This is a genomic window from Jeotgalibacillus alimentarius (assembly GCF_000829445.1).
Taxonomy (GTDB): Bacteria; Bacillota; Bacilli; order Bacillales; family Jeotgalibacillaceae; genus Jeotgalibacillus; species Jeotgalibacillus alimentarius.
Genome location: NZ_JXRQ01000011.1, coordinates 29,591 through 53,274 on the forward strand (window position 1 = coordinate 29,591; position 23,684 = coordinate 53,274).

The window sequence follows — 23,684 nt, forward strand, 5'->3', positions numbered from 1 at the left end:
GATACAAAAATGATGAGGGGGAAAGATAAATGGTTACATTTCTCGTCGCAATCGCTCTATTAATTGTTGGGTATTTTACGTATGGTAAGTTTGTAGAGAAAGTATTCGGAGTGAAAGAAGAACGTATGACGCCCGCTTATGCCAATGCTGACGGTGTGGATTACGTGCCAATGGATACAAAAAGAAATTCAATGATTCAACTGCTGAATATCGCAGGGGTCGGCCCGATTTTTGGTCCAATTATGGGGGCATTATACGGTCCGGTTGCATTTTTGTGGATCGTATTCGGCTGTATTTTTGCGGGAGCCGTTCATGATTACTTAACAGGCATGATTTCAATCAGAAACAGAGGGGCTCACCTTCCTGAACTTGCAGGGAAGTTCCTTGGAAAAGCCTTCAGACATGTTGTGAATGCATTCTCAATTCTATTGCTTGTACTTGTCGGAACAGTATTTGTCACTGCACCTGCTGCCCTGATCGCAGATATTTCACCTGCGTGGGTAACAATGGGTGCAATCGTTGTAGCAATATTCCTGTATTACATTGTGGCAACACTGCTTCCAGTTGATAAAGTCATTGGCCGTCTATATCCAATCTTCGGTGCACTGCTTGTCATTAGTGCAATTGGAGTTGGAGGTGCATTGATCGTGCAGGGGCACCCGATTCCTGAGATGACATTTGAAAATATGCATCCGGGTGGACTGGCGGTATTCCCGCTATTGTTCCTGACCATTTCATGTGGTGCATTATCTGGATTCCATGCAACACAGTCACCAATCATTTCAAGAACGACTCAAAAAGAAAGCCAGGGAAGAAAAATCTTCTACGGTATGATGATCTTAGAGGGGATCATTGCAATGATCTGGGCAGCAGCCGGTATGGCGCTGTTCAGTGGAGAGGGTCTGAACGAAGTACTTGCTGCAGGCGGACCGGCAGCGGTTGTAAGAGAAGTGTCAATTACAACACTTGGTGCTGTTGGAGGTACACTTGCGATTCTTGGTGTCATCGTTCTGCCAATTACATCAGGGGATACTGCATTCAGAAGTGCACGTATGATTATTGCTGACTATATTAAAGTGGGTCAAAAGAGAATTTCAAACCGTCTCTGGATTGCACTGCCGCTGTTTGTGATCTCAGTTGTGCTGACACAGGTAGACTTCAATCTGCTTTGGAGATACTTCTCCTGGGCGAATCAGTCAACGGCTATGATCGCTTTATGGGTCGGTGCGATGTATCTTGCACTCCAGCGTAAAAATTTCTGGATTGCAGCAGTCCCGGCCGCATTTATTACGATGGCAACATTCACTTATATCCTGAATGCAGAGATTGGGTTCAGATTGCCGATTGAAGTTGCTTATGCAGGAGCTGCGCTAATCACAGCTGCATCAATTGCCGCATTCTTCTACACAGTCAAAGCACGTCTTGCCGCAAGCGACTCAGGTCTGCGTCCGATTGTGGTAGACGAGGAACTCGATCGCTCTGCTTGATTTGTAGAACACGGGTCCTGGCGGATATGACCGGTAGATTGGCCGATGTGACCCGAAATCCTGACCGGGGACACTGTGCAGATTTTCCCTGAAGCTCAACTCAGCAGTCAACATTAATAAATATATTTAAGAAAACCTTCTTTTTAACATAAGAAGGTTTTTTTGCGCTTCAATTAGGAAATAACAGCATTATACGCGCTTCTTATTCATTGTTTTAAGTCTGAAAATTCTATATATTTAAAGAAAGCGGAAGGAGCAGCCAATGTCTGTAGCTGAATGGATATTTATCGTAGTCAGTATTGCATGGATTGGGGAATTTATATTCTTCCGTAATCGTGGGACCGGCGAGGGAGACCCTTTGGAACAGAAGTCGTTTTATTATATTCTGTTGAGTCTGTTAGCGATGATTCTGCTGTCTCTTGTGCTTCAGGAAATGAGAGAGACTGCAGCAGGTGAAGCGCTGGTATGGATTGGCTTACTTCTTTTCACGCTGGGTGTGTTTTTAAGGTACTGGGGAATTCTTCATCTGAAAGCCCAGTTCACCCGGCATGTAACGGTGAGAGAAGGGGATCAGATTGTCAGTACAGGTCCTTACCGTAAGCTGCGTCACCCGCTATATACAGGTCTTTTTTTTATTGGTACAGGGATGACGCTTTTCTTTACAAGCATCATTGCAACAGTACTTGGCGCAGTAGCTCTAACCTTTACACTGTTAATCAGAATCCGTTATGAAGAAAAGCTGCTTATATCAAAGTTCGGCCCGGAATATGAACAGTGGATGAAGCACAGATACAGGCTGATTCCATTTATATACTGATAAAAAGGGAGTGGGAGTATGAAGAAAAAAGCAATCGTAGTTGGAGCTGGACTGGCAGGAATGTCAGCAGCAATCCGCCTTGCAGGAGACGGATATGATGTGAAGATTATTGAAAAGAACAGCAATGTTGGCGGTAAGTTGAATAAAAGAGAAGGTAAAGGATTCAGTTTTGATACAGGTCCATCTATCCTGACAATGCCATGGGTACTTGAGCAGCTGTTCTCAAGTGTACACAGACGCGTTGAAGATTACATAACGATTGAAAGAGTAGAGCCGCAGTGGCGCACTTTCTTCGAAGATGGGACAAAAATTGATGTCACAAGTGATCTGCCGGATATGCTTGAAGAAATGAAAAAGGTATCAGGTGACACTTCTGCAAAGCTGACAGAACTGATTCACTATGCTGAAAATATGTACGAGCTCTGTATGAAGAGCTTCTACAAATACAGCCTTGCCGACCTGAAAGATCTGAAGCAGCATCACACGCTGAAAGAACTGATGGCCATGGATCCATTAAGTACAGTGGCTGATGGGACGAAGAAGCGTCTGAACAACAAGTACCTTGAACAGATGTTTAATTTCTTTGTCATGTACGTCGGCTCAAACCCGTATCAGGCACCTGCCATTTTAAATCAGCTGATCTATGTGCAGCTTGGTCTTGGCATTCATTATGTAAAAGGCGGAATGTATAACATCGCTGAAGGAATGAAAAAGCTGCTGAATGAACTGCGCGTGGATATTCAGCTGAATACGCCAGTTGATCACCTTGTGATTGAAGGGAAAGAAGTAAAGGGTATCCGCACAGCAGACGGTACACTGCACGAAGCAGATATTGTTGTATCAAACCTTGAAGCGATCCCTGCCTACCGCAGCCTAGTTCCTCATAAAGAAGGCAAAAAAGAAGCGAAGAAGCTGAACAAAAAGTTTGTACCGAGTGTATCAGGGCTTGTCCTTCTGCTTGGAGTTGACCGTCAATTTGAAGATCTGAAGCACCATAACTTCTTCTTCTCAGAAAATCCGGAGAAAGAGTTCCATGATATTTTTGAAAAAGGTATTCCATCAGATGATCCGACAGTCTATATTGGCATCTCAGCACGATCTGATGAGACGCAGGCACCAAAAGGCAAAGACAATCTGTTTGTCCTGACTCACGTGCCACCTCTAAAAGAAGGGGACCACGGTAAGTATGATTGGGCAGAGTACCGCGAGCTTGTGCTTGATAAGCTTGAACGTAACGGAATGAAGGGGCTGAGAGATTCAATTGAATTTGAATACCGCTTCACACCGGAAGACCTTGAAGAGCTATATGGACCAAATGGCGGTTCAATCTATGGCGTCGCTTCAGATAAGAAAAAAAATGGCGGATTTAAAATTCCTGCGAAGAGTGAACTCTACGATAACCTGTACTTCGTAGGCGGTTCAACTCATCCTGGCGGAGGGGTTCCAATGGTTACGCTCTCAGGCCAGCTGACAGCAGACCTGATCAAAGAACACGAAACACAAAAGCAGCCATCATAAATAAATGATCATCAGGTACTGTACGGCATGTCAGTAATTATTGACGTGACGTACAGTTTTTTTATATGCAGTAAAATTAATTGCATTGTAAACAGGAATTTCCAATAATCTGCAGAATATAACAGAAGGCTATATTAGCCCAATGTTGTTTTAGCACAGCTGGTGATTGCAGCTGAAGGGGGACGACTCCAGCAGGAGCAGCGTGACAGGTGAGACCCCGCAAGCGCCCCGCGCTGAGGAGGTCCGATTGAACCGGAGCCAAAAGACGGCTCATGCGGAAAGCGTTCCCCCTGAAGCGGAAATCAACAGCCACCTGTTACAGAGCTTAAAAGAAAAAGAATGCAGGGGATGGACTGACGATGAAATTAAAAAAATCTGCAAAAAACGGTTTAATCGTTATTGCGCTCACAACAACTACCATTATGACTGTGAATCTGATGGTCTCAGTGCCTGCATACAACGGCGCCAGTGCATCTGACTATCTGGAAAGAGAAGTAGCTTATACAAATAATCAGGGGGAAGTAACGGATTCTTTTAAAGTATATGGTGGAAATGAAAATGAGCTATATATCTGGTATGCCTTTGATGAGTTTCTGGCAGCAGAAAATGAGACAGGATCAAGCGCATCGCTTGCCGTCAAACTGCTGTTAGAGAACGGAAAAGTAGTGGGCCATGAAGTACCCGAGGAGGGTGAACTGTATGTGGACAGTATGAAGGAATTATTCCCCTGGCATGTCAGATGGCGTATGCCCCATGGGGATGTACCTTCATCCATTGAAAGAGAGATTGAGATGGAGCAGGCACGCATTCTCGCAGAAATGAAAGAAAATGAAGAGTAGGTAACAGCAATAAAAACTGCCGGGATCACCTCCCGGCAGTTTTTGTGTTATTTCTTTTCGTTCGCTTTTCTTTCCGCTTTCAATTGTTTAGCTGTTTTTAATTTTGGCCGCGGAAATTCTTTTCGCAGTAAATTAAACAGAGTAAATATCATTAAGATTAAGATAATTGTAAATGGCAGTGCAGATACGAGTGAGGCCGTCTGTAAGCCATCAAGTCCGCTGGCTACAAGCAGTACAGCTGCGATCGAACCAAGCAGCACGCCCCATACGATACGCACAACTAGCGGTGGATTCAGTCCGCCATTTGTTGTCATACTGCTGATAATGTAAGTGGCTGAGTCTGCTGAAGTGATAAGAAATGTTAAAATCAGCAGAATCGAAAGCACTGATAATACAGTTGACAGTGGTAATTGATCAAATGTTGAGAACAGTGCACTCGTTATGTCGTTATTAACAGCTTCAGCAATAGATGCTCCCTGGAATAAATCAAGGTGCAGTGCAGTACCACCAAATACAGCAATCCAGAGTATTGCAATTGCAGGAGGAACAATCAAAACCCCGACAACGAATTCACGGATTGTACGTCCTCTTGATACACGTGCAATAAATGCGCCGACAAACGGTGACCAGGCAATTGCCCATGCCCAGTAGAAAATCGTCCAGTCACGCACCCATGTCCCTTCAACGTATGGCTGCAAACGCAGGCTGTAACGCACAAAGTTTGTAATGTAATCTCCAAGCCCCAGTACGAATGTTTCCAGAATAAAAACAGTTGGACCAACAAAGAATACAAATATCATTAATACTAGTGCTGCCCCAAGGTTGATATTACTCAGCCATTTGATTCCTTTATCAATACCGGTAGTTGTTGAAAGCAGGAACAGGGCAGTTAATACTAAAGTGATCATCACCTGTACAAATGCGTTGTTTGGGATATTCAACACACTGTTCAGACCGCCGTTGATTTGTAAGATTCCAAGTCCAAGAGATGTTGCAACCCCCATAACAGTTGCAATAACTGCCAGAATATCAATCGTCTGATTAATTGGCTGCTTCATCTTTCCTTCTTTAATCATTGGTGAGAGACTGGTTGAAATTAAACCATTTGTCTTTCTGCGGAACTGGAAGTATGCAATGATCAACCCGACAATGGCAAACGTTGCCCACTGACTGACTCCCCAGTGGAAAAACGAATAGGCCATTGAAAGTCTTGCACCTTCTTCAGTTAAAGGTTCAACTCCGGCTTCCGGTGAAGTGTAAAAATGACTCATTGGCTCTGCGATTCCCCAGAATACAAGACTTACACCAAATCCTGCTGAGAATAACATCCCGATCCAGGTGAAAACCGGATAGTCAGGACGTTCATCATCCCCACCAAGCCTTACCCGACCATACCTGCTTAGTGCGATAAATATTAAGAATAATACAAAGAAGAATACAGCTAATAGATAAAGCCACCCAAACGATTGGGTTGTGAATCCGAACGCAGCATTCGCACCTGCAGCAAACTGGTTAGGTAAGAATGCTCCAATCAGCACAAGTGCGGCAATGATTGCAGCGGATATGTAAAATACCCTTCCAAGCGGTTTTTTCTCTTTGTTCATAACGTCTCCTTTCTGATTATCTAGTTATTTGCACCACCTTAGTGCTTAATTCCCTATATGTAAAATGACTAAACAGCTTATTGAGAAGTTTAAAAGGATGTTATTCAGTATAAAGTATTTATACTAAACAAATGAGGCAGGTGCGGAAAATGTCAGTTCCATTTTTTAAGCAGTTCAGCCACCCGGAGGGAAAAGCAGGAAAAGTGGCTGGTTTCATCATGTCAAAAGAGAATAGAAAACTCAACCGCTGGGCATCCGGTTGTCTGGATCTTCATCCGGGAGAACATGTCCTTGAAATCGGTTTTGGCTCCGGTGCATGTATTGAGAAGTTATTGAAAAAAGGTGTTACCGTAGATGGACTTGATGCCTCTGCCTCAATGGCTGAGAGTGCGGAAAAAAGGCTAGCAACGATGATCGAAAGCGGACGCGTGAGAATCATGCAGGGGAAGGCAGAACACATACATCTGCCTGAAAATTATTATGATAAAATTCTTTCAGTCAATAATTTTCCGATATGGGGTGAGCCCGATCAGGCACTTGAACGATTACACAGCTCACTGAAATCAGATGGACGAATTGTCATCACCGTCCAACCGAGGGAAGACAATGCAAGCCCGAACCTGACCAGAATGCTAGGAAACGATCTCTACCATCGGCTTGAAAAAGCAGGATTTGCCCATATTACGCTGACTTACCGTTACTTCTGGCCGCATATGGCCGTCACGGCAGTAGGGTTTAAAGAGAAGAGAAGCTCCTGAGCCATTTTTCAGCAGCTGCAGGTGATTTTAATATTACAATGTTTTCAATCTGTGAGCTGCGCAGCTTTTCTATGACCTGAGAGGCGTGCCGGTCGTTATAAAAATAGATCCACTTCAAAAAATCCAGATCCAGCTTTTCCTTACAGCCTTCCGTCATATCCGGACGGCTTTTTCCGTGGTACATCATCCGCCGCTTAATAGTTCTCCTCAGGCAAACCCACCTTGAATAGTGAAGAAATATGACTGTGTCACCCTGCTGTAGCCGGCTATCTAAAGTACCTCCGAAGTTTCCATCCATAATCCATCGATCTTCTTCCATTAATTCTTCAATTTCTGTACGAAAAGCACTTTTATCGGATTGGACCCACCCTGGTTTCCAAAACAGTGTATCCAAATGAAAGACCGGTAGAGTGAGCTTTTTCCCAAGCTGTCTTGAAAACGTCGATTTACCTGCACCACCCGACCCAATGACAAGTATTTTTTTCATATGTAAACCTCCAATTCAAAAAAATGAAAATATTTATAAAAATCGCTAGTCAATCATAACGCTTTCATTTATAATGAACAAGAAGTAAATGGAAAGGGTGTGATGTGCGATGAGAAACTATACAGAGAAGATCATTGTTTCAATTGTACACAACCCGTATGCCCATTTAGAGGCGTCCATCTAAAGGATAGGATCTTTCTGTTTTCAACACCAGAAGTCCGCGGGTTTGTGTACACACACAAATCAGCGGGCTTTTTTTATTTAGCCTTGGAAAAGCGAATAGTTGATAATGCGCAGCTGATGATTGAAGCGTAAGGGGGCGACTCCTGCGGAAAAACGATCGGGAAAGACCCCGCAGGGCAGTGGTCTTCTGCCCGAGGAGGCTTGAGCGTTCGTCCGCGGAAAGCGTCCCCCTGAAGCGGAAATCATCAGCCAACTTTCACGGAGCTATCTATTTGAAAACAGGAGGAAACAACATTGAATACATTAACGAAACTTGGATGGAATAACGACTGGCAGGAGAAGGCAGGCTCATCTGACCTCACACCTGCAAGAATCATCACAGAATATAAAAACCTTTATAAAATACAGACAGACACATCAATTTATCTAGCAGAAGTAACAGGGAAGTTCCGTCATCAGGCCACTGTAAGAGAAGACTTTCCGGCAGTCGGTGACTGGGTCATGGTCTCAACGCCTTCAGGAGAAGGGCACGCCATGATTCAGCGGATACTTGAAAGGACATCGAAATTTTCAAGAAAAGCAGCCGGGGATTTGACGAATGAACAAATCGTTGCTGCAAATATTGATATCGCATTTCTTGTTATGTCACTGAATCATGACTTTAACCTGAGAAGACTTGAACGCTATCTGATTGCAGCATGGGAGAGCGGTGCGAATCCGGTTGTAGTGCTTTCAAAAGCAGATCTCTGCGACAATAGTGATGAAAAAGCAGAAGAAGCAGCCTCAGCTGCAATGGGGGTACCTGTGCTTGTGACAAGTGCTTACAATGGTACCGGGCTTGATGAATTAAATAGTCACATTGATGAAGGAATGACAGTCGCTGTCATGGGCTCATCAGGAGTAGGAAAGTCTTCCATTATCAATGCACTGATTGGTGAAAACAAAATGCTGGTCAATGATATTCGTGAAGACGACAGCAAAGGAAAGCACACAACGACTCACAGAGAGCTGATCATGCTGCCCGACAAAGGCGTGATCATTGATACACCGGGAATGAGAGAGCTTCAATTATGGGAATCTGACAGCAGAATCACCCACGGTTTTCAGGATGTGGAAGCACTTGCAGAGCACTGTCAGTTCAGAGACTGCCAGCATGAAACAGAACCTGGCTGTGCGATCCGTCAGGCGATAGAAGACGGGGAACTCGAACAGGAACGCTATCACAGCTACGTGAAGCTGCAAAAGGAACTTGCATATATTGAAAGAAAAACTGACATGCGTGAACAGCTGTTAGAAAAGAAGAAGTGGAAAAAGATCTCACAGCTTCAGAAATCCCACTATAAGTAATATTCGTAAGTTGAAGCCGGGCAGCTGTGTCCCGGCTTTTCCTGTGTTCATTGTTTTGCGTGCAGTCGCTTCGCACGACCTATCCATAGAGGACTTAGAAAACGATCGTGATATAATAGAGCTATCATGCAAGCTCTAAGGAGGCGCGAGCAAATGAAGTCAATGTTCCAAAAAACAATGGGAGAAGAATTCACAAAGCTCCACCCGCAGCTGCAAAAAAAGTATGCTTTACACAGTTCATCTGAATATAAAGTTATTACTAAAGGAACGATGCATGAGATAAAAGGCGGCTCCAGGCTTGTCCGCAAAGTGTCACATCTGGGCGTGAAAATGAATTTTGCATTTCCGGAACGTGGTGATGAGATTCCTTTTTATATGGAAAACGCCGGTTACCGTGACAGACATGGACGTGAAGCGATGTCCTGGAGACGGAGCTTTACGTTCCCTGATGCAGTCAGATGCTTCTACGATAAGATGAAAGAAGGGGAGCAGCCGAATACGGTCGACAACTTTACAGATCTGTGGGGAATTGCACGGCTGCCGCTCAATCTGAATGCGACCCGTACAGGAGGCATGCTGCTGACCTCGCGTGATATGACCCTGCATATCGGTAAAAAGTATATGAAGATTCCAAGGATCCTTGGCGTCAGGGCGACTGTACTTGAAGAATATAATGCGAAAACAGAGATGTTTGATGTTCATATTCACATCTATCAACCGCTCTTTGGCACGATTTTATCTTATAAAGGGTCAGTAGAAATGACCTTCCCACATAAAAAAGCCGGAAAGTGATTGAGCTTTCCGGCGTTTTTATGTGGATAAGCTGTGGAGGAGCGAGGTAGGTCTTTATACACAATTTCATGAACATGGGCTGAAATTTCATGAATGGTGAGCGATATTTTCTGAACCATCGTGGTTATTTCATGAACATACCATCTAATGTCATGAACACCCCATATTATTTCATGAAGCAACCACCGCGAATTTTCTCACCGAACAACCAAAAAACCCGGAAAGCATCCGCTCCCCGGGTTTCACTATATCAATTTATCTCGTACCTGCAGCAGCAACAAGAGAAGTGGTAACCGGACCGTTCCACTCACTCATACCAGGCGTTACGCGGATCAGATTCTCGCGGCCATTCGCTCTGATATTGTCGCAGGCTGCCTGAGAACGTTTACCTGACTTGCACAGCACGTAGACTGTTTCTTCTTCAGGAAGTGCTGCAATATAATTCTCAACCTGGGCAAGGGGGACAGAATGCGCACCCGGGATGTGGCCGCCGGCGTACTCTTCAGGCTCACGCACATCAAGAATAACAGCAGGCTTTTCAGCAATAATTGCTTCAAGCTCTTCATTTGAAATAGATTTCAGTTCTGTTTTCGGTACATACTGCTTCTTTTCAACACGCTTAATATAGTGGATCTGCACGTTTCCTTCTTCAGTGCCTGACAGGTATTCATTACCTGTTGATTTGCACCATGCTTTCATATCTGCAAGTGAACCCTTATCAGTTGTCGTGATTTCAAGCACTTCACCTTCCTGAAGGTTCGCCATTGATTTCTTCGTACGTACGATTGGCATTGGACATGCCATGCCTTTAGCATCTAGCTTGTGATCTGCATGCATAAAATGTAAACACTCCTTGGTTAAAGTTGGTTCATTCCGCCGCGGACATTCGCAACGTTTTTAAACCCTTTTTTCTTTAAAATTTTGGCTGCCTGTGCACTGCGCATTCCGCTTTGGCACAGAACGATTGTTTCTTTTTCAGGATCCAGGCTGGCAGTCTGATTCGGCAGGCTGCCAAGCGGTATATTGTCAAACCCTCTCATATTACGTGCCTTGAATTCTCCAGGTGTTCTGACATCAATCCACTGGGAATCCTTTGTCTTTTTCATATTCTTTAATTCATCAGGTGAAATGGTGCGCACACCCTTCGCTGGCATCATACGCCAGACGAAGAAGAGCACCACTGCACCAATTAAAATCCATTCCATTTTAAGTCCGCCCCTTTCTTAGTTGGTTACGACTTCTTTAGGACGGTTGTTCGACCATGCGTTGAATCCACCGCTAAGGTGCGTCACATCGTCAAAGCCGAGCGCAAGCATTACACTTGCAGCAATCGAAGAACGTGCCCCTGACTGACAGTGGATCAATACAGGCTTATTCTTATTAAGTTCTTTTCCTTCAGAACGGAGGTGTCCAAGCATTTTGTGTTCAGTTCCTTCAACACGTCCACTGTTCCACTCTGAATCATTACGCACATCAATGACCTGATAGTCGGTCTGATCTTTCAGCTTGGCAAAAGCTTCTGTGTCAACAGTCCTGTAAGTTTCAGTCGCAACAGATTCAATCAGTGATGGCTCTGCAAGTTTTACTACATTATCTAAATGAATAGAACGCAGAATTTTCATTGCTTCTTCAGCCTGATCCTTCTCAACAATCAGTGCAATATTTTCATCATAATCTACAAGCCAGCCAGCCCAGTTCGGCAGCATTTTGCCAAATGGAATATTGATTGAACCTGGTACAAGGCCTTTTTCAGCTTCTTTAGAAATGCGTGTATCAATCAGAATATTGCCATCCTGCTTACTGAATTCAACTACGTCTTCAGCATGTTCAAACCATTCAGCAGAAGGATTTTCAACAATGGCCGGTCCAAGCTTATTCACTTTTTTCATCTGAGCAAAATACTTAGGTGCTTCAGGCTGATCCTTCAACAGCTCATCAATGAACTTCTGCTCATCATTTTCATTCAATGCCCAGTTAAATAGTTTTTCATAGCCTACAGTGGATTGTGGCACTGCCCCGAGTGACTTACCACACGCACTGCCTGCACCATGACCAGGCCATACCATCATGTGATCCGGAAGTTCTTTGAAGCGCTGAAGTGATTTGAACATATCCTTAGCACCTGACTGCGCTGTGCCTTCAGCACCTGCCGCTTTTTCTAAAAGGTCAGGACGTCCGATATCACCCACGAATACAAAGTCTCCAGTGAAGATACCCATTGGCTTATCAGCGCCGCCACCCAGGTCAGTCAATACAAATGAGATACTCTCAGGGGTATGACCAGGTGTATGCATCACTTCAAATTTAATATTTCCGATCTTGAATTCATCACCATCAGTTAAAGGCTGTACATCAAGATTGTCTGTATATTGATATTTCCAGTCGTTATCACCTTCATCTGAAAGGTAAAGTGTTACGCCGTGCTTTTCACCAAGCTGACGTGCGCCGGAAACAAAGTCTGCATGAATGTGTGTTTCAGTAGCAGTAGATACATGTAATCCTTCTTTCTTCGCATCCGCTAAAATAGGCTCCACGTTACGCGGCGGGTCAATCAGAATTGCTTCGCCTGTACGCTGGCATCCTACAAGATATGAATATTGAGCTAATTTGTCATCAAAATAAGAACGGAATAACATTGGTTAAACTCCTCCTTGATCGTTTCACAGAGATTTTATTAATACCCTGTGGGGTATATTTGTATTAAATCATCTCCTGAAAATAAATGCAACCCCTAAGCTTAAAAAATTTAGTATTTACAATTTACCCGAATCGTCGTACAATCATGCTTATGACATAATCCCGATAAGAATAGGTGGTTTTAAAATGAAGAAAACGTTAGCAGCATCATTACTATTAACAGGCGTTCTTGCAGGATGCGGATCTTCAGAAGAAAGTAATAGCGACAGCAGCAATGCGTCAGAAGATATGAACCTGCTTGAATCGATTCAGGAAGAAGGCGTTATCACAGTTGGAACAGAAGGAACATATGCCCCGTTTACATTCCATGACGAATCAGATGAACTCACTGGTTATGATGTAGAAGTAATGAACGAAGTAGCCGAGCGTATGGGCGTAGAGGTTGAATATAATGAAACGCAGTGGGATTCAATGTTTGAAGGACTGAACTCAGAGCGTTTTGATGTGATTGCCAATCAGGTTGGTATCAGAGATGACCGTCTTGAAACATACGATTTCTCACACCCTTATACATTTTCTTCAGCAGTCGTAGTTGTACCTGAAGATAACAGTGAAGTAACTTCATTTGAAGATATCGAAGGAAAACAGTCTGCACAGTCGCTGACAAGTAACTATGCAGATATTGCAACTGAGTACGGTGCAGAGCTTGTTCAGGTTGAAGGACTTGCACAGGCAATTGAACTGATCAAAACAGGCCGCGCAGAAGTAACGGTGAATGACAAACTTGCGATCCTTGATTTCCAGCAGCAACAGCCAAATGCCGGCATTAAAATTGCTGCAGAAGAAAGCGACGCTTCAGAAAGTGCATTCATGTTCCGTCAGGGGAATGAAGAGCTTGTAGAAGAATTCAACAAGCATTTAGAAGAAATGAAAGAAGACGGCACACTGACAGAAATCTCAGAGAAATGGTTTGGCGAAGATGTTTCTCAGTAATTTTATATTAGGAGCAGCTGATCCACTGATTGACTGGGAGCTGTTTTGGTCTTCAATTGGGCCAATGGTGGAGGGCGGAATCAGAAATACGATTCCGCTTACTCTTTTTTCATTTACATTTGGTCTGATCCTTGCACTTCTGACAGCCTTAGCCAGACTCTCAGGCAATAAAGTCCTGTCAGGCATTGCAAGAGTCTACGTCTCAGCAATTCGTGGAACACCACTGCTCGTTCAGCTGTTTATCGTATTCTTTGGTTTGCCGGACCTGGGCATAACACTCGACCCGTTCCCTAGTGCAGTCATTGCCTTCTCTCTAAATGTAGGGGCATATGCATCTGAGATTGTCCGTGCGTCAATTCTGTCAGTTCCCAAGGGTCAATGGGAGGCGGGGTATACAATCGGTATGACCTATCCGCAGACACTGCGCAGAATTATTCTGCCACAGGCAACGCGTGTCTCGATTCCGCCATTATCAAATTCATTTATCAGCCTTGTAAAAGATACATCGCTGGCATCACAGATTTTGGTGGTGGAACTCTTTAGAAAATCGCAGGAAATCGCAGCCAGGACCTACGATTTCCTCCAATTGTATATTACAGCAGCCATTCTTTACTGGATTGTCTGCTTCGTCCTTTCACTCGTACAGGACCGGATTGAGAAAAAACTGGATCGCTACGTCGCGAAGTAAGGAGGAGATCACATGCAGATTCAGGTACAAAACCTTCATAAGTCATTTGGAGAGCTGAACGTCCTGCGCGGTATTGACCTTGAAGTACCTAAAGGAAACGTTGTGGCGATTATCGGGCCATCCGGTTCAGGCAAAACAACATTTTTGCGTTGTCTGAACGCACTTGAAATGCCGAATCAGGGACTGTTTGAATTCTCTGATGGCTTTAGTCTCGATTTTTCTAAATACCCGAAAAAAAATGAAATCCTGAAACTCCGCCGTAAATCCGGCATGGTGTTCCAGTCCTATAACCTTTTTCCGCACAAAACTGCACTTGAAAATGTGATGGAAGGTCCGGTTATTGTGCAGAAGTTGAATAAAGAAGAAGTACGGGCGAGGGCTGTGTCACTGCTTGAAAAAGTGGGACTTGGAGAAAAAATGGATCTTTATCCGCATCAGCTCTCAGGCGGTCAACAGCAGCGCGTAGGCATCGCCCGCGCACTTGCGATTGAACCTGAACTGATGCTGTTTGATGAGCCGACTTCAGCGCTCGACCCTGAGCTGGTTGGAGAAGTGCTAAGTGTCATGAAAGAGCTTGCCCGGGAAGGACAGACAATGGTTGTCGTCACACATGAGCTGAAGTTCGCTGAAGACGTTGCAGATCACGTCATGTTCATCGACGGCGGTGTTGTCGTCGAACAGGGCCCGCCAAAAGAAATATTGAAAGCACCGAAAGAAGCGCGTACGAAGCAGTTTCTCGATCGTGTGCTGAACCCATCATAGACCTCCGCAGATGCGGGGGTTTTATTTTTGGTGGTGGTCGTGGGATGTCGTAGCGTGCGGCGGGAGTAGGCCAAAGGACACTATTTCCTGAACGATGCGTATAATCTTCTGAACACCAGTTGAAATCTTCGGGACAACTCATGTAATCTCCGGAACCACTACCTCGCTCCCAACTCCCCATTGCTTTATCCACCGAATTTTGTGACAATATTAAAATCTAACAGAACAGGAGCTGATCACATGCCATCTGCAATTTTCTTTGACCTTGATGACACACTTTTATGGGATAAAAAAAGTATTGAAACGGCGCTGTCGAAAACAGCAGAGGATGCAAAAGGGTTATATGGAACAGACCCGGAAGTATTGCTTGCTGAAGTGAAAAAAGCGGCGCCCGCGATTTATAAGGAGTATTCTTTTTATGATTTTACAAAGATGATCGGCATTAACCCGTTTGAAGGGCTGTGGGGCGCTTTTAGGGATCCAATCCATTATCGGTTCCGTGAGATGGGGGAACAGATAGAAGCATATCAGCAGCGCGTCTGGCAGGCTGCGCTGAAGGCATACGACACAGACGGGGACGGATCCGTGTTAAGAGAACACTTTATCTCTCATAGAAAAGCGTCTCCTTTTTTGTATGAGGAAACGATGGAGGTACTGGATGAGCTGAAGGCAGCTGGCTATAAGCTTGTCATTGTCACAAACGGTGCACCGTCACTGCAGCTTGAAAAACTTCGCATCACACCTGAAATTGTTCCGTACTTTGATCATATTATCATTTCAGGAAATGTAGGTGAGGGTAAGCCGGGGCAGGCCATTTTCGATCAGGCGCTCAGACTCAGCGGTGTAAAAGCTGATGAGGTGTGGATGGTTGGGGATAATCTGAAAACGGATATTCTTGGGGCTAACCGGGCAGGCATTCACAGCATTTGGATCCAGCATCATGATGAAACTGTTCCGGGTGAAGATGACGGGCAGCCTGATCAGATCATACGCCGTTTGAAAGAAATAAAAAATCTGTTGTGAAATTTTGAAACCTTTAGGTGTATTATTCCGTAAATGAGGGGATAAGGAAATCATACATATTTATAAATGGAGGTAATCAGATGAAAAGAACAGCAGAAGGTGTATTAACGATTATTGGAATTGTAGTTAATGTGCTGATGATTGCAGGGGCATTATTTTTAGGCGCACTATTCGAGGACCCTGCAGTGCAGCAAGAAATGGAGATGGAGTTCCAAAATGATCCGGCATTTGCAGATGCAGGAGTCGACCCGGCCATGGTCACAGATTTATTCGCAAGTCTGGGCGTGTTTTTCAATGTAGTTGTTATTATAAGTACAGTTTTAAGTATTATCGCCCTGTTCGCTATGAAGCGTAATAAAAAACCGAAACTTGCAGGCGGCTTACTGATCGCAAGTACACTGGTTGTAGCAGTTGGAACGGTCCTTTTAGGATGGCTGCCGGCACTATTATTCCTGATCGCAGCGATCATGTGCTTCGTACGTAAACCGAAAGTAGTGGAAGATCCATACGCTCATTCAGATGATGAGATGAGACCACTTTAATAGAAAAAGCCGCTGTTCCTTAATTGGAATAGCGGTTTTTTTGCCCGGCACAGGGGGACGGAGCTGAGTGTGCTGTTTTTAGAATTATTCTCAAAACGGCACAGCAAGCTCCGTCCCTGCTGTGCCCCCTGAAAAATCAATCCTTCACCAAACAGCACGTCCGGCAATTTTTCTTGCCTGGCAGCATGTATTTATAGCAGCACGTGCTTCTGACGCGTGCATCTTCAAGCTGGCGTTTAGCTTTGAATTGGTCGAGGTGGGTGAAGGGGTTTGGTTCTTCTTCACCGAAAAAGTCTTCTGATACGATGGATTGCCAGTGTGATTCCCAGTCGAACTGATCGAGTCCTTTTAATTCAGGTGCGAGGCTTTTGTAAAACCATCGCAGATAAATATAAAAGTTTTCCCAAAGAACGATTTGTTTGACTTTACCGGCTTTTTCAATTGAAAGGATCAGTGGTTTGACCCAGTCAAAGTAAAGGTTACGCAGCAGGTCATCCCAACTGAGTTCACGGTCATAGGATTGTATACCGCTCAAATGTACACCCAGCTGAAAAGGAGCCTCAGGATCATGCACAAGTCTCACATCAGAGGAAGACAAGTCCCAGGTCTGACCGCTTTTATAATGGGCAAGCAGAACGCTGACAATTGTAAAAGCTGTGCGCTTCATAGAAAGTGATCCTGCAACCATCAGCTTCGGAGCTTCCTGAATGCGCTGGATATAAGCAAGGTCCTCCGCTGCTGTATCCTGATCGAGCCAGTCTGATAAGTTCCATTCTGTTCCGAGTTCAGTTTCACTGAATCTGACTGGAAAAGCATCTTCTATATATGAAAAAAGTTCCTGCTGGTTCATGATTTTTTACCCCTTTCTTTAAATAAAAGATAGATAAAGTAAGGTGCGCCAATTGCTGCAGTAAATACACCTGCAGGGATCTCGAGCGGCGCAGCAATCAGCCGTCCCATCAGATCGGCGAGCATGACAAGTCCTGCACCAATCAGCGCAGACATTGGAATCAGTGATCCGAAAGATGAGCCGATTAATTTTCTTGCCAGGTGCGGTGCCATCAGTCCGACAAAGCCGATTCCACCTGCGAAAGCGACAGAACCTCCGACGAGCCCCGTACTGATCAATAGAATCAGGATCCGCTGCTTAGATACAATTGATCCCATCGAAGTGCTAATGTCATCACCAAGTTCAAGCAGGTTCAAATGACGTGCCATAAGAAGTGCTGCTAAGAATAACAGACTGACCCATGGAAGTAAAATCCACACCTGGCTCCACGTTGAACCATTAACTGATCCTGTGATCCAGATATTTGCCTGGCTCGCACGATAGATTGGCCCAACAAGCATGAGCATGGTTGTGACGGCATTTGCAAAAAGAGATAGTCCGATTCCAATCAGGACCAGCCGGATCGGTGACAACCCGTTTTTCCATGAAAACACATAGACCAGCACAGCAGCGATTAATGCGCCTAGAAACGCTGCAACCGGCAGCCATTGGATGGATACGCTCAGTGCGCCGTTGGAATCGCTGAACAGGACGAGAAAGCCGACCACGAATACACTGGCTCCGCCTGAGATACCGATCACATCCGGTGAGGCGAGAGGATTTCTAACCATCCCCTGGAGCAGTGCACCAGCGACTGCGAGCGCAATCCCGACAAGCAATGCAATGAGAACACGCGGCAGCCTGAACTCTCTGATGACCAGTTCATTCAATGGCTCACCCATTCCTAAAAATACTTTCACAATATCAAATGGAGACACCCATACTTCCCCAAGCCCAAGACTGACAAGAAACGCCCCGATGACAATGAGCAATGCCATCCCAAGACTGATCGCAGTGCGGATATCAAATAAAAATGAAGGGCCCTTTTGCCCAAAGCGGACAGGTTTAAAGCGGCTCATTGTGATGATCCCACCTTTCTTGCAATATAAATGAAGATTGGTGTACCAATGATCGCAGTCATGACGCCTACAGGAATCTCCTGTGGCATAATCACATATCTTGCTGCAATATCAGCCGCAAGCAGCAGATTCGCCCCGAGCAGTGCAGCCATCGGGATCAGCACTCTATGATCAATACCAATCCATTTTCTCGCTAAATGTGGAATCATAATGCCGATAAAGCCGATCGGTCCGGCAACTGAAACAGCACCGCCTGCGAGTAAAACGACGATAATACCAATCCATATTTTCAGCGGAGCTGTTTTCACACCAAGGCCGTTTGCCACATCATCACCCATGGCTAATATATTGAAGGACCGTGAGAAAAAGATTGCAATGATGAATCCGGCAGCAAGGTATGGAAGTGCGGTCTGTAAAAGTGCAAGATCCCGTCCCTGGACAGATCCTGCAAGCCAGAACATCACAGATTCGAGTGCTGATTCATTTAACACTAAAAGCCCTTGGGTAACTGATCCGAATAGAGCGGATAATGCAGCACCGGCAAGTGTCAGCTGAAGCGGTGACAAGCCTCTCTGATCAAGGGAGCCCAGTGCAAAGACAGCTGTAATCGCAACTGCCGCTCCGATAAAGGCAAGAATAGCAAAAGTGTGAAGAGAGCTGACATTGAGTACAGTTACCCCAATCACAACTGCCAGCCCCGCACCTGCGTTAACTCCGAAAATACTGGGGGAAGCCAGCGGATTTTTGGTCAGCGTCTGCATCAGGACACCAGATACGGCCAGTGCAGCTCCAACTGCTGCTGCAATCAGCGCTCTCGGGATTCTGACACTTTGTATAATTAAGTGGGCATTCGACCCGTCAAAAGCAGTAAACGACCGGATAATCTGCATAAATGAGGTTTGCTGATAACCGAATCGCACACTGGCAAATAAAAGCAGGAGCATACATATCAGTGCGCCTGAAATTGAAAGCCATGTAAAAGATTTTGAAGATTTCATCGTAAAAGATCCTTCCTTCACACAAGTAGGTCTATTATAACGAAAAATCAGCTTAATGAAAACGGTTTTCATTTAGCGGTTGACACCAGCGTTGCTCTTGATTATTCTTGAATAGTTATGAGAATCATTATCAACATTAAAAGGTAAGGAGAGAAAAAAATGAAAAAGTTCAGTTTGCTACTTTTATTAATGAGCATAACAGCACTTGTTCTTGCAGCCTGCGGCGGCGAATCTGATGAATCTTCAGAAGATGAGTCAGCTGACGGCGGTGAGGAGACGGCTGAAACATACACAGTAGAACACGCAATGGGTACAGCTGAAATCGAAGGAACACCTGAAAAAGTGGTGATTCTGACAAATGAAGGTACTGAAGCATTATTATCAATGGGTGTAACCCCTGTTGGCGCAGTTCAATCATGGACAGGTGATCCATGGTATGACCACATTTCTGACCAGATGGAAGGTGTAGAAGTGGTTGGGACTGAAAGTGAAGTAAACGTAGAAGCGATTGCTGCACTTGACCCGGATTTAATCATTGGTACAAAACTGCGACAGGAAGCTGTATATGAGCAGCTTGAAGCGATTGCTCCAACAGTGATGTCAGAAACGCTGAAAGGTGACTGGCAGGAAAATTTTGAGCTTTATGCTGAAGCCTTGAATAAATCTGAAGAAGGCGAGCAAGTCATGGCTGATTACGAGACCCGCGTTGATGAATTAAGCGGTCAGCTTGAAGAAGGCGGTCACCTTGAAAAGGAAATTTCAATGGTCCGTTTCCTTGCCGGAGATACACGTATTTATCATAAAGATTCATTCTCTGGCATTATTTTAGATCAGCTTGGTTTTGCGCGTCCACCGGAACAGGATGTAGATGACTTCGCAGAAAAAGGTGTGACGAAAGAGCGTGTCGAAGCAATGGAAGGTGACGTGCTGTTTTACTTCACATACGAAACAGGAGATGGAGAAGCTAACCAGAATGCTGAAGATTGGCTGAATGATCCGCTATTCCAAAACCTTGAAGTTGTGCAGGAAGGCAACATTAAAGAAGTAAGCGACACAATCTGGAACACAGCAGGCGGTGTCCTTGCAGCAAACGTTATGCTGGATGATATTGAAGATTATTTCTTAGCTGAATAATGAATGAAACGCTCTGCTGATGCAGGGCGTTTTTTCATGTGGCACACCAGGGACGGAGCTTGCTGTGCCGATATTGGAATCATTCTAAAAACAGCACACTAAGCTCCGTCCCCCCTGTGCCCCAAAAATAAAACCCACCCAAATGTTTTCTAATCCCATTATCGTGGAAATACTAATACCATGACCAGAAAAAAGGAGTGGAAGACAAATGAATCAGAAAGAATTAAAGGACCATATTTTAAATGTGCTTGAAAATAATAAAACAGGTACGCTTGCGACGGTGAAGGATGGCCGGCCGCATTCGCGTTATATGACTTTCTTTAACGAAGGATATGTACTGCACACGCCAACAAGCAGTGATACACATAAGGCTGATGAGGTAGATGAGAATCCTTTTGTACATGTACTGCTTGGATATGAAGGTGACGGCTACGCGGACTCTTATGTAGAAGTGGAAGGTACTGCTGTGATCCGTGACTCCAAAGAACTGAAGGAAAAACTTTGGAATGAACGTTTTTCAAACTGGTTTGAAGGGCCGGATGATCCCAAATATGTGGTGCTCGAAATTGAACCGACTTCAATCCGTCTGATGAACTCAGGCGAGAAACCACAGTCTCTGGATTTGGATATGTAAGATCATACTCTAATCGTCTTTACGGCGGTTAGGGTTCTTTTTTTGTAACAGAAGCATGAGGATGATCCCACATCCAATAATGAATAATAATCCGATGCCATATAACACCTGAAAGACCCAGTCGAGTGCGCTGTCCAAATCAATTCCTCCATTCATGTGAAATTCACTTCTCATTCTATTATAATGAAGTCAGATGTAAAAGCAGAACGGAGGTACATAATGGAGTGGGTATTAAAAAGTTTTGAGGAACTATCTGCGCTGGAGCTGCATGACATTTTAAGAGCCAGGGTGGACGTATTTGTAGTAGAACAGGATTGTGCTTATCATGAGGTGGATGGATATGATCCTGAATCATGGCACCTTCAGCTGAAGATCGATGGCAAGCTTGCTGCATATGCAAGGCTGATGAAGGCTGGAACTAAGTATAATAAAGCGTCAATCGGCAGAATCATTGTGATTGAAGAATTCAGAAACCGACAGATTGGCCGTGCGCTTGTTGAAAAATCAATCGATGTCATGAAAGATTGGGGTACCGGGGAAATCATGCTGCAGGGTCAGACCTACCTGCGAACATTTTACGGTTCATTCGGCTTTGAAGAAATCTCAGCAGAGTATCTCGATGACGGCATTCCACACGTGGATATGCTGCTGACAATAGATACAAAAGAAAAGAGTTGAATAAAATGAATGGTAAAAAAAGTGTCATTGCCATTGTGGCCATTGTCGTGATTATGATTATTTTAATCTTTATACTGATGCTTAACTTTGATCCTGAGCAATATAAGTCAGCAGCCGTGCTGACTGAGATCACAGAAAGTAAAAATCTCCTGTCAGCGTGACAGGAGATCTTTTAAAACAGGCAGCGCACTGCCATATGAATATTAAGCATTTTCTATCACTTTATAATTTTCATGTGAAACGACAGTGAAGTTCGTTCCATAATCCAAAAGCAATGCGTCCTCTTCTGATATACTTACAATCACAGATCGTTCCAGAATTTTAGTCACTTCACCAGTGATATCAAACCCGTGACGTGTAAATTTAACTTTCTGTCCTACATTAGCCTGTGTCATATCAGCACCCCATATTCTTAAAAAAGTAATTTGTAACGGACTGCTCTTCATTATACATGAGCAGGGCCGTTTCTTTAAATACTAGCTGTGTTTACTAGATATATACCCCATTAGTACTTATGTATTCTACTATAAATTGACTTGAATAGGGGAAAAATTCTGTAATTTTGCAAAAAAATCAGTTTCGCTTACAGGACATATGGTACTCTGTTAGAATGGAGTTTAGCTGAATTTGAGCGGAGGCATGATGAAATTGCAAAGCAAACAGACTTTATGGTTAACAGCCACCGGATACGGCATTATGGTTTTATTGATTACACTTGCAATAACATTAAGTGTATATCCAGGCGGTTATGATTATATGTATGACGAAAGTTCGCAGCAGATCACGCTTGAGCGGGGCATGTTTGTCAAAGAAGATATCACGATAGAAGTAACTGATAATCCTTCGTTACAATATGTCCTTTATCAGACAGAAGTCAACCAGGCAATCCAGTCATGGGTTATGTTGTTGACACTGGGGATTCTGGCCGTATATTTACTGCAGCGGATCATACCTGCTTACCGGAAACGGAAAGAGAACGGCTTCAAAGGAACAAATATCCTGCATGCAGTGCTGCTAGGGGTTTCAATCTTTATGATGATTTACTATCTTACAGCCTTGACTGGCAGCATTCAGTACATGGAACAAGTATTTAACACAGCGATTGATTGAAAAGACTGAGGCCTATATATAGCTTTTATTTATTAAAGAAAGGCAATGCTTTCATAGAGTATTGTCTTTCTTTTTTACAACACATATTTCTATTGAAAAGATAGGTTCATTGTAGCGTAAGGCGGGACTCCGGGACGATTAGCGGGATAGCTGAGATCCCGCAGGCGAAGCCGAGGAAGCTCAGCGACCGCCGTCCGGAAAGCCTCCGCCTGAAGCGAAAATGAACCGGCTGCCTCTACACCCCGATTTTATTAAGCTCATAGCGACTATTTTTCTATGATAAAAGAAATGAATTTTCTGAAAAATTATGATAGAATATAACTATCTTGTACAGTGAAGCAGGTGAATAAATGCGAAAAAAAAGAAGCAGATCTTCAGGAGAAGGAATGATCAGCCTCATATTCACAATCATCTACATAGGTTACTGGTGGTTTGTATTACAGGAAATTTTCCAGGGAGCGTCTCATTTTATTTACATAAGCATTATTCCATTTATCGGGCTGATGTTCCTTCACTCGCTTGCCTCGAAATGGCATGAACGACGCAGAGAAAAGCAGCTTGTCATGAGTGTGGAAAAGAGCATTGCAAGATACAAAGACCGGATCAAAACCGGAGCATAGAACTGAAGAAAGCACCACAATTCATTGAAAAAAGCTGCCCGTAAAGGACAGCTTTTTTGACTGGCTTTATTAAAGACCAATGTTATTTTAGCGCAGCTGGTGATTGGAGTGGAAGGGGGACGACT

At 44.2% G+C, this 23,684-nt stretch carries 28 protein-coding genes; 18 read left to right on the plus strand and 10 right to left on the minus strand.

What is annotated here, in order from left to right:
* The first annotated feature begins 29 nt into the window (after positions 1–29).
* The 4 genes from KP77_RS03105 (at position 30) to KP77_RS03120 (ending at position 4,661) form a co-directional block, all read left to right on the plus strand.
* Positions 30–1,487: a carbon starvation CstA family protein gene (locus tag KP77_RS03105; protein WP_041121283.1), complete on the plus strand. Its 1,458-nt coding sequence runs from the start codon at positions 30–32 to the stop codon at positions 1,485–1,487.
* A 262-nt stretch (positions 1,488–1,749) separates the two neighbouring features.
* Positions 1,750–2,304 (plus strand): methyltransferase family protein, encoded by a 555-nt coding sequence (locus KP77_RS03110; RefSeq protein WP_041121284.1) that lies wholly within the window; start codon positions 1,750–1,752, stop codon positions 2,302–2,304.
* Between the two features lie 18 nt (positions 2,305–2,322).
* Positions 2,323–3,822, plus strand: coding sequence for a phytoene desaturase family protein (locus tag KP77_RS03115; RefSeq protein ID WP_041121285.1), 1,500 nt, complete (start codon positions 2,323–2,325; stop codon positions 3,820–3,822).
* A 359-nt stretch (positions 3,823–4,181) separates the two neighbouring features.
* Positions 4,182–4,661, plus strand: coding sequence for a hypothetical protein (locus KP77_RS03120; protein ID WP_041121286.1), 480 nt, complete (start codon positions 4,182–4,184; stop codon positions 4,659–4,661).
* Positions 4,662–4,708: 47 nt separating this feature from the next.
* On the opposite strand, the gene KP77_RS03125 is transcribed toward KP77_RS03120, so the two are convergent.
* Positions 4,709–6,265 (minus strand): BCCT family transporter, encoded by a 1,557-nt coding sequence (locus KP77_RS03125; protein WP_041121287.1) that lies wholly within the window; start codon positions 6,263–6,265, stop codon positions 4,709–4,711.
* Positions 6,266–6,414: 149 nt separating this feature from the next.
* Between KP77_RS03125 and KP77_RS03130 the strand changes: the two genes are divergently transcribed.
* On the plus strand, positions 6,415–7,023 hold the full coding sequence (locus tag KP77_RS03130; RefSeq protein WP_041121288.1) for a class I SAM-dependent methyltransferase: 609 nt from the start codon (positions 6,415–6,417) through the stop codon (positions 7,021–7,023).
* On the opposite strand, the gene KP77_RS03135 is transcribed toward KP77_RS03130, so the two are convergent.
* Complete coding sequence (locus tag KP77_RS03135; RefSeq protein ID WP_041121289.1) at positions 7,001–7,510, minus strand: DNA topology modulation protein; 510 nt, start codon at positions 7,508–7,510, stop codon at positions 7,001–7,003. The genes KP77_RS03130 and KP77_RS03135 overlap by 23 nt on opposite strands.
* 477 nt (positions 7,511–7,987) lie before the next feature.
* On the opposite strand from KP77_RS03135, the gene rsgA reads away from it, so the two are divergent.
* Both rsgA and KP77_RS03145 read left to right on the plus strand, forming a co-directional pair.
* The gene (gene rsgA / locus KP77_RS03140; protein ID WP_041121290.1) at positions 7,988–9,040 is read left to right on the plus strand and encodes a ribosome small subunit-dependent GTPase A; all 1,053 of its coding nucleotides are present in this window, start codon (positions 7,988–7,990) and stop codon (positions 9,038–9,040) included.
* A gap of 153 nt (positions 9,041–9,193) precedes the next feature.
* Positions 9,194–9,832 carry a DUF4166 domain-containing protein gene (locus KP77_RS03145; protein ID WP_041121291.1) on the plus strand — a complete coding sequence of 213 codons (639 nt, stop codon included), beginning with the start codon at positions 9,194–9,196 and terminating at the stop codon, positions 9,830–9,832.
* Between the two features lie 255 nt (positions 9,833–10,087).
* On the opposite strand, the gene KP77_RS03150 is transcribed toward KP77_RS03145, so the two are convergent.
* From KP77_RS03150 to KP77_RS03160, 3 genes are read right to left on the minus strand one after another with little or no spacing between them, the layout of a single operon-like run.
* Positions 10,088–10,669 carry a sulfurtransferase TusA family protein gene (locus tag KP77_RS03150; protein ID WP_041121292.1) on the minus strand — a complete coding sequence of 194 codons (582 nt, stop codon included), beginning with the start codon at positions 10,667–10,669 and terminating at the stop codon, positions 10,088–10,090.
* A gap of 20 nt (positions 10,670–10,689) precedes the next feature.
* Entirely contained in the window at positions 10,690–11,037 is a 348-nt protein-coding gene (locus tag KP77_RS03155) for a rhodanese-like domain-containing protein (protein ID WP_041121293.1), read from the minus strand.
* An 18-nt stretch (positions 11,038–11,055) separates the two neighbouring features.
* On the minus strand, positions 11,056–12,468 hold the full coding sequence (locus tag KP77_RS03160; RefSeq protein WP_041121294.1) for an MBL fold metallo-hydrolase: 1,413 nt from the start codon (positions 12,466–12,468) through the stop codon (positions 11,056–11,058).
* A gap of 187 nt (positions 12,469–12,655) precedes the next feature.
* Here KP77_RS03160 and KP77_RS03165 point away from each other — a divergent pair, with 187 nt between their 5' ends.
* The 5 genes from KP77_RS03165 (at position 12,656) to KP77_RS03185 (ending at position 16,477) form a co-directional block, all read left to right on the plus strand.
* Positions 12,656–13,462 carry an amino acid ABC transporter substrate-binding protein gene (locus tag KP77_RS03165; protein ID WP_041121295.1) on the plus strand — a complete coding sequence of 269 codons (807 nt, stop codon included), beginning with the start codon at positions 12,656–12,658 and terminating at the stop codon, positions 13,460–13,462.
* Entirely contained in the window at positions 13,449–14,150 is a 702-nt protein-coding gene (locus KP77_RS03170; protein ID WP_041121296.1) for an amino acid ABC transporter permease, read from the plus strand. Before KP77_RS03165 ends, KP77_RS03170 begins: the two co-directional genes overlap by 14 nt.
* Before the next feature lie 12 nt (positions 14,151–14,162).
* On the plus strand, positions 14,163–14,912 hold the full coding sequence (locus KP77_RS03175; protein ID WP_041121297.1) for an amino acid ABC transporter ATP-binding protein: 750 nt from the start codon (positions 14,163–14,165) through the stop codon (positions 14,910–14,912).
* A gap of 240 nt (positions 14,913–15,152) precedes the next feature.
* A complete protein-coding gene (locus KP77_RS03180) occupies positions 15,153–15,935 on the plus strand; it encodes an HAD family hydrolase (RefSeq protein WP_041121298.1) in 783 nt (260 codons plus the stop codon).
* An 80-nt stretch (positions 15,936–16,015) separates the two neighbouring features.
* Complete coding sequence (locus KP77_RS03185) at positions 16,016–16,477, plus strand: DUF4064 domain-containing protein (RefSeq protein ID WP_052473931.1); 462 nt, start codon at positions 16,016–16,018, stop codon at positions 16,475–16,477.
* A gap of 136 nt (positions 16,478–16,613) precedes the next feature.
* On the opposite strand, the gene KP77_RS03190 is transcribed toward KP77_RS03185, so the two are convergent.
* The 3 genes from KP77_RS03190 to KP77_RS03200 are packed head-to-tail and all read right to left on the minus strand — an operon-like array spanning position 16,614 to position 19,383.
* Positions 16,614–17,327 (minus strand): hypothetical protein, encoded by a 714-nt coding sequence (locus tag KP77_RS03190; RefSeq protein ID WP_041121299.1) that lies wholly within the window; start codon positions 17,325–17,327, stop codon positions 16,614–16,616.
* Positions 17,324–18,385: a FecCD family ABC transporter permease gene (locus KP77_RS03195; protein ID WP_041121300.1), complete on the minus strand. Its 1,062-nt coding sequence runs from the start codon at positions 18,383–18,385 to the stop codon at positions 17,324–17,326. The genes KP77_RS03190 and KP77_RS03195 overlap by 4 nt, the downstream gene beginning before the upstream one ends.
* Complete coding sequence (locus KP77_RS03200; RefSeq protein ID WP_041121301.1) at positions 18,382–19,383, minus strand: FecCD family ABC transporter permease; 1,002 nt, start codon at positions 19,381–19,383, stop codon at positions 18,382–18,384. The genes KP77_RS03195 and KP77_RS03200 overlap by 4 nt, the downstream gene beginning before the upstream one ends.
* Positions 19,384–19,542: 159 nt before the next feature.
* On the opposite strand from KP77_RS03200, the gene KP77_RS03205 reads away from it, so the two are divergent.
* Positions 19,543–20,517 carry an ABC transporter substrate-binding protein gene (locus KP77_RS03205; RefSeq protein ID WP_041121302.1) on the plus strand — a complete coding sequence of 325 codons (975 nt, stop codon included), beginning with the start codon at positions 19,543–19,545 and terminating at the stop codon, positions 20,515–20,517.
* Between the two features lie 208 nt (positions 20,518–20,725).
* The gene (locus tag KP77_RS03210) at positions 20,726–21,151 is read left to right on the plus strand and encodes a pyridoxamine 5'-phosphate oxidase family protein (RefSeq protein ID WP_041121303.1); all 426 of its coding nucleotides are present in this window, start codon (positions 20,726–20,728) and stop codon (positions 21,149–21,151) included.
* 9 nt (positions 21,152–21,160) lie between these two features.
* Here the strand turns inward: KP77_RS03210 and KP77_RS18060 are convergent, their stop codons facing one another.
* Complete coding sequence (locus KP77_RS18060; protein WP_160289495.1) at positions 21,161–21,307, minus strand: hypothetical protein; 147 nt, start codon at positions 21,305–21,307, stop codon at positions 21,161–21,163.
* Between the two features lie 63 nt (positions 21,308–21,370).
* Here KP77_RS18060 and KP77_RS03215 point away from each other — a divergent pair, with 63 nt between their 5' ends.
* Complete coding sequence (locus tag KP77_RS03215; protein ID WP_041121304.1) at positions 21,371–21,829, plus strand: GNAT family N-acetyltransferase; 459 nt, start codon at positions 21,371–21,373, stop codon at positions 21,827–21,829.
* 5 nt (positions 21,830–21,834) lie between these two features.
* A complete protein-coding gene (locus KP77_RS18065) occupies positions 21,835–21,990 on the plus strand; it encodes a hypothetical protein (protein WP_160289496.1) in 156 nt (51 codons plus the stop codon).
* A 42-nt stretch (positions 21,991–22,032) separates the two neighbouring features.
* On the opposite strand, the gene KP77_RS03220 is transcribed toward KP77_RS18065, so the two are convergent.
* Complete coding sequence (locus KP77_RS03220) at positions 22,033–22,224, minus strand: DUF2187 family protein (protein WP_052473932.1); 192 nt, start codon at positions 22,222–22,224, stop codon at positions 22,033–22,035.
* A 244-nt stretch (positions 22,225–22,468) separates the two neighbouring features.
* Between KP77_RS03220 and KP77_RS03225 the strand changes: the two genes are divergently transcribed.
* Together KP77_RS03225 and KP77_RS03230 are read left to right on the plus strand one after the other, a co-directional pair.
* Positions 22,469–22,939 carry a hypothetical protein gene (locus tag KP77_RS03225; protein ID WP_152614655.1) on the plus strand — a complete coding sequence of 157 codons (471 nt, stop codon included), beginning with the start codon at positions 22,469–22,471 and terminating at the stop codon, positions 22,937–22,939.
* Positions 22,940–23,289: 350 nt separating this feature from the next.
* Positions 23,290–23,559 (plus strand): hypothetical protein, encoded by a 270-nt coding sequence (locus tag KP77_RS03230; protein WP_041121306.1) that lies wholly within the window; start codon positions 23,290–23,292, stop codon positions 23,557–23,559.
* Positions 23,560–23,684 lie beyond the last annotated feature (125 nt).

What these genes read in the sequence shown, in the direction of transcription:
- KP77_RS03105 (WP_041121283.1), top strand. Translation starts at nt 30, where the DNA reads ATGGTTACATTTCTCGTCGCAATCGCTCTATTAATTGTTGGGTATTTT.
- KP77_RS03110 (WP_041121284.1), top strand. Translation starts at nt 1,750, where the DNA reads ATGTCTGTAGCTGAATGGATATTTATCGTAGTCAGTATTGCATGGATT.
- KP77_RS03115 (WP_041121285.1), top strand. Translation starts at nt 2,323, where the DNA reads ATGAAGAAAAAAGCAATCGTAGTTGGAGCTGGACTGGCAGGAATGTCA.
- KP77_RS03120 (WP_041121286.1), top strand. Translation starts at nt 4,182, where the DNA reads ATGAAATTAAAAAAATCTGCAAAAAACGGTTTAATCGTTATTGCGCTC.
- KP77_RS03125 (WP_041121287.1), bottom strand. Translation starts at nt 6,265, where the DNA reads ATGAACAAAGAGAAAAAACCGCTTGGAAGGGTATTTTACATATCCGCT.
- KP77_RS03130 (WP_041121288.1), top strand. Translation starts at nt 6,415, where the DNA reads ATGTCAGTTCCATTTTTTAAGCAGTTCAGCCACCCGGAGGGAAAAGCA.
- KP77_RS03135 (WP_041121289.1), bottom strand. Translation starts at nt 7,510, where the DNA reads ATGAAAAAAATACTTGTCATTGGGTCGGGTGGTGCAGGTAAATCGACG.
- KP77_RS03145 (WP_041121291.1), top strand. Translation starts at nt 9,194, where the DNA reads ATGAAGTCAATGTTCCAAAAAACAATGGGAGAAGAATTCACAAAGCTC.
- KP77_RS03150 (WP_041121292.1), bottom strand. Translation starts at nt 10,669, where the DNA reads ATGCATGCAGATCACAAGCTAGATGCTAAAGGCATGGCATGTCCAATG.
- KP77_RS03155 (WP_041121293.1), bottom strand. Translation starts at nt 11,037, where the DNA reads ATGGAATGGATTTTAATTGGTGCAGTGGTGCTCTTCTTCGTCTGGCGT.
- KP77_RS03160 (WP_041121294.1), bottom strand. Translation starts at nt 12,468, where the DNA reads ATGTTATTCCGTTCTTATTTTGATGACAAATTAGCTCAATATTCATAT.
- KP77_RS03165 (WP_041121295.1), top strand. Translation starts at nt 12,656, where the DNA reads ATGAAGAAAACGTTAGCAGCATCATTACTATTAACAGGCGTTCTTGCA.
- KP77_RS03170 (WP_041121296.1), top strand. Translation starts at nt 13,449, where the DNA reads ATGTTTCTCAGTAATTTTATATTAGGAGCAGCTGATCCACTGATTGAC.
- KP77_RS03175 (WP_041121297.1), top strand. Translation starts at nt 14,163, where the DNA reads ATGCAGATTCAGGTACAAAACCTTCATAAGTCATTTGGAGAGCTGAAC.
- KP77_RS03180 (WP_041121298.1), top strand. Translation starts at nt 15,153, where the DNA reads ATGCCATCTGCAATTTTCTTTGACCTTGATGACACACTTTTATGGGAT.
- KP77_RS03185 (WP_052473931.1), top strand. Translation starts at nt 16,016, where the DNA reads ATGAAAAGAACAGCAGAAGGTGTATTAACGATTATTGGAATTGTAGTT.
- KP77_RS03190 (WP_041121299.1), bottom strand. Translation starts at nt 17,327, where the DNA reads ATGAACCAGCAGGAACTTTTTTCATATATAGAAGATGCTTTTCCAGTC.
- KP77_RS03195 (WP_041121300.1), bottom strand. Translation starts at nt 18,385, where the DNA reads ATGAGCCGCTTTAAACCTGTCCGCTTTGGGCAAAAGGGCCCTTCATTT.
- KP77_RS03200 (WP_041121301.1), bottom strand. Translation starts at nt 19,383, where the DNA reads ATGAAATCTTCAAAATCTTTTACATGGCTTTCAATTTCAGGCGCACTG.
- KP77_RS03205 (WP_041121302.1), top strand. Translation starts at nt 19,543, where the DNA reads ATGAAAAAGTTCAGTTTGCTACTTTTATTAATGAGCATAACAGCACTT.
- KP77_RS03210 (WP_041121303.1), top strand. Translation starts at nt 20,726, where the DNA reads ATGAATCAGAAAGAATTAAAGGACCATATTTTAAATGTGCTTGAAAAT.
- KP77_RS18060 (WP_160289495.1), bottom strand. Translation starts at nt 21,307, where the DNA reads ATGAATGGAGGAATTGATTTGGACAGCGCACTCGACTGGGTCTTTCAG.
- KP77_RS03215 (WP_041121304.1), top strand. Translation starts at nt 21,371, where the DNA reads ATGGAGTGGGTATTAAAAAGTTTTGAGGAACTATCTGCGCTGGAGCTG.
- KP77_RS18065 (WP_160289496.1), top strand. Translation starts at nt 21,835, where the DNA reads ATGAATGGTAAAAAAAGTGTCATTGCCATTGTGGCCATTGTCGTGATT.
- KP77_RS03220 (WP_052473932.1), bottom strand. Translation starts at nt 22,224, where the DNA reads ATGACACAGGCTAATGTAGGACAGAAAGTTAAATTTACACGTCACGGG.
- KP77_RS03225 (WP_152614655.1), top strand. Translation starts at nt 22,469, where the DNA reads ATGATGAAATTGCAAAGCAAACAGACTTTATGGTTAACAGCCACCGGA.
- KP77_RS03230 (WP_041121306.1), top strand. Translation starts at nt 23,290, where the DNA reads ATGCGAAAAAAAAGAAGCAGATCTTCAGGAGAAGGAATGATCAGCCTC.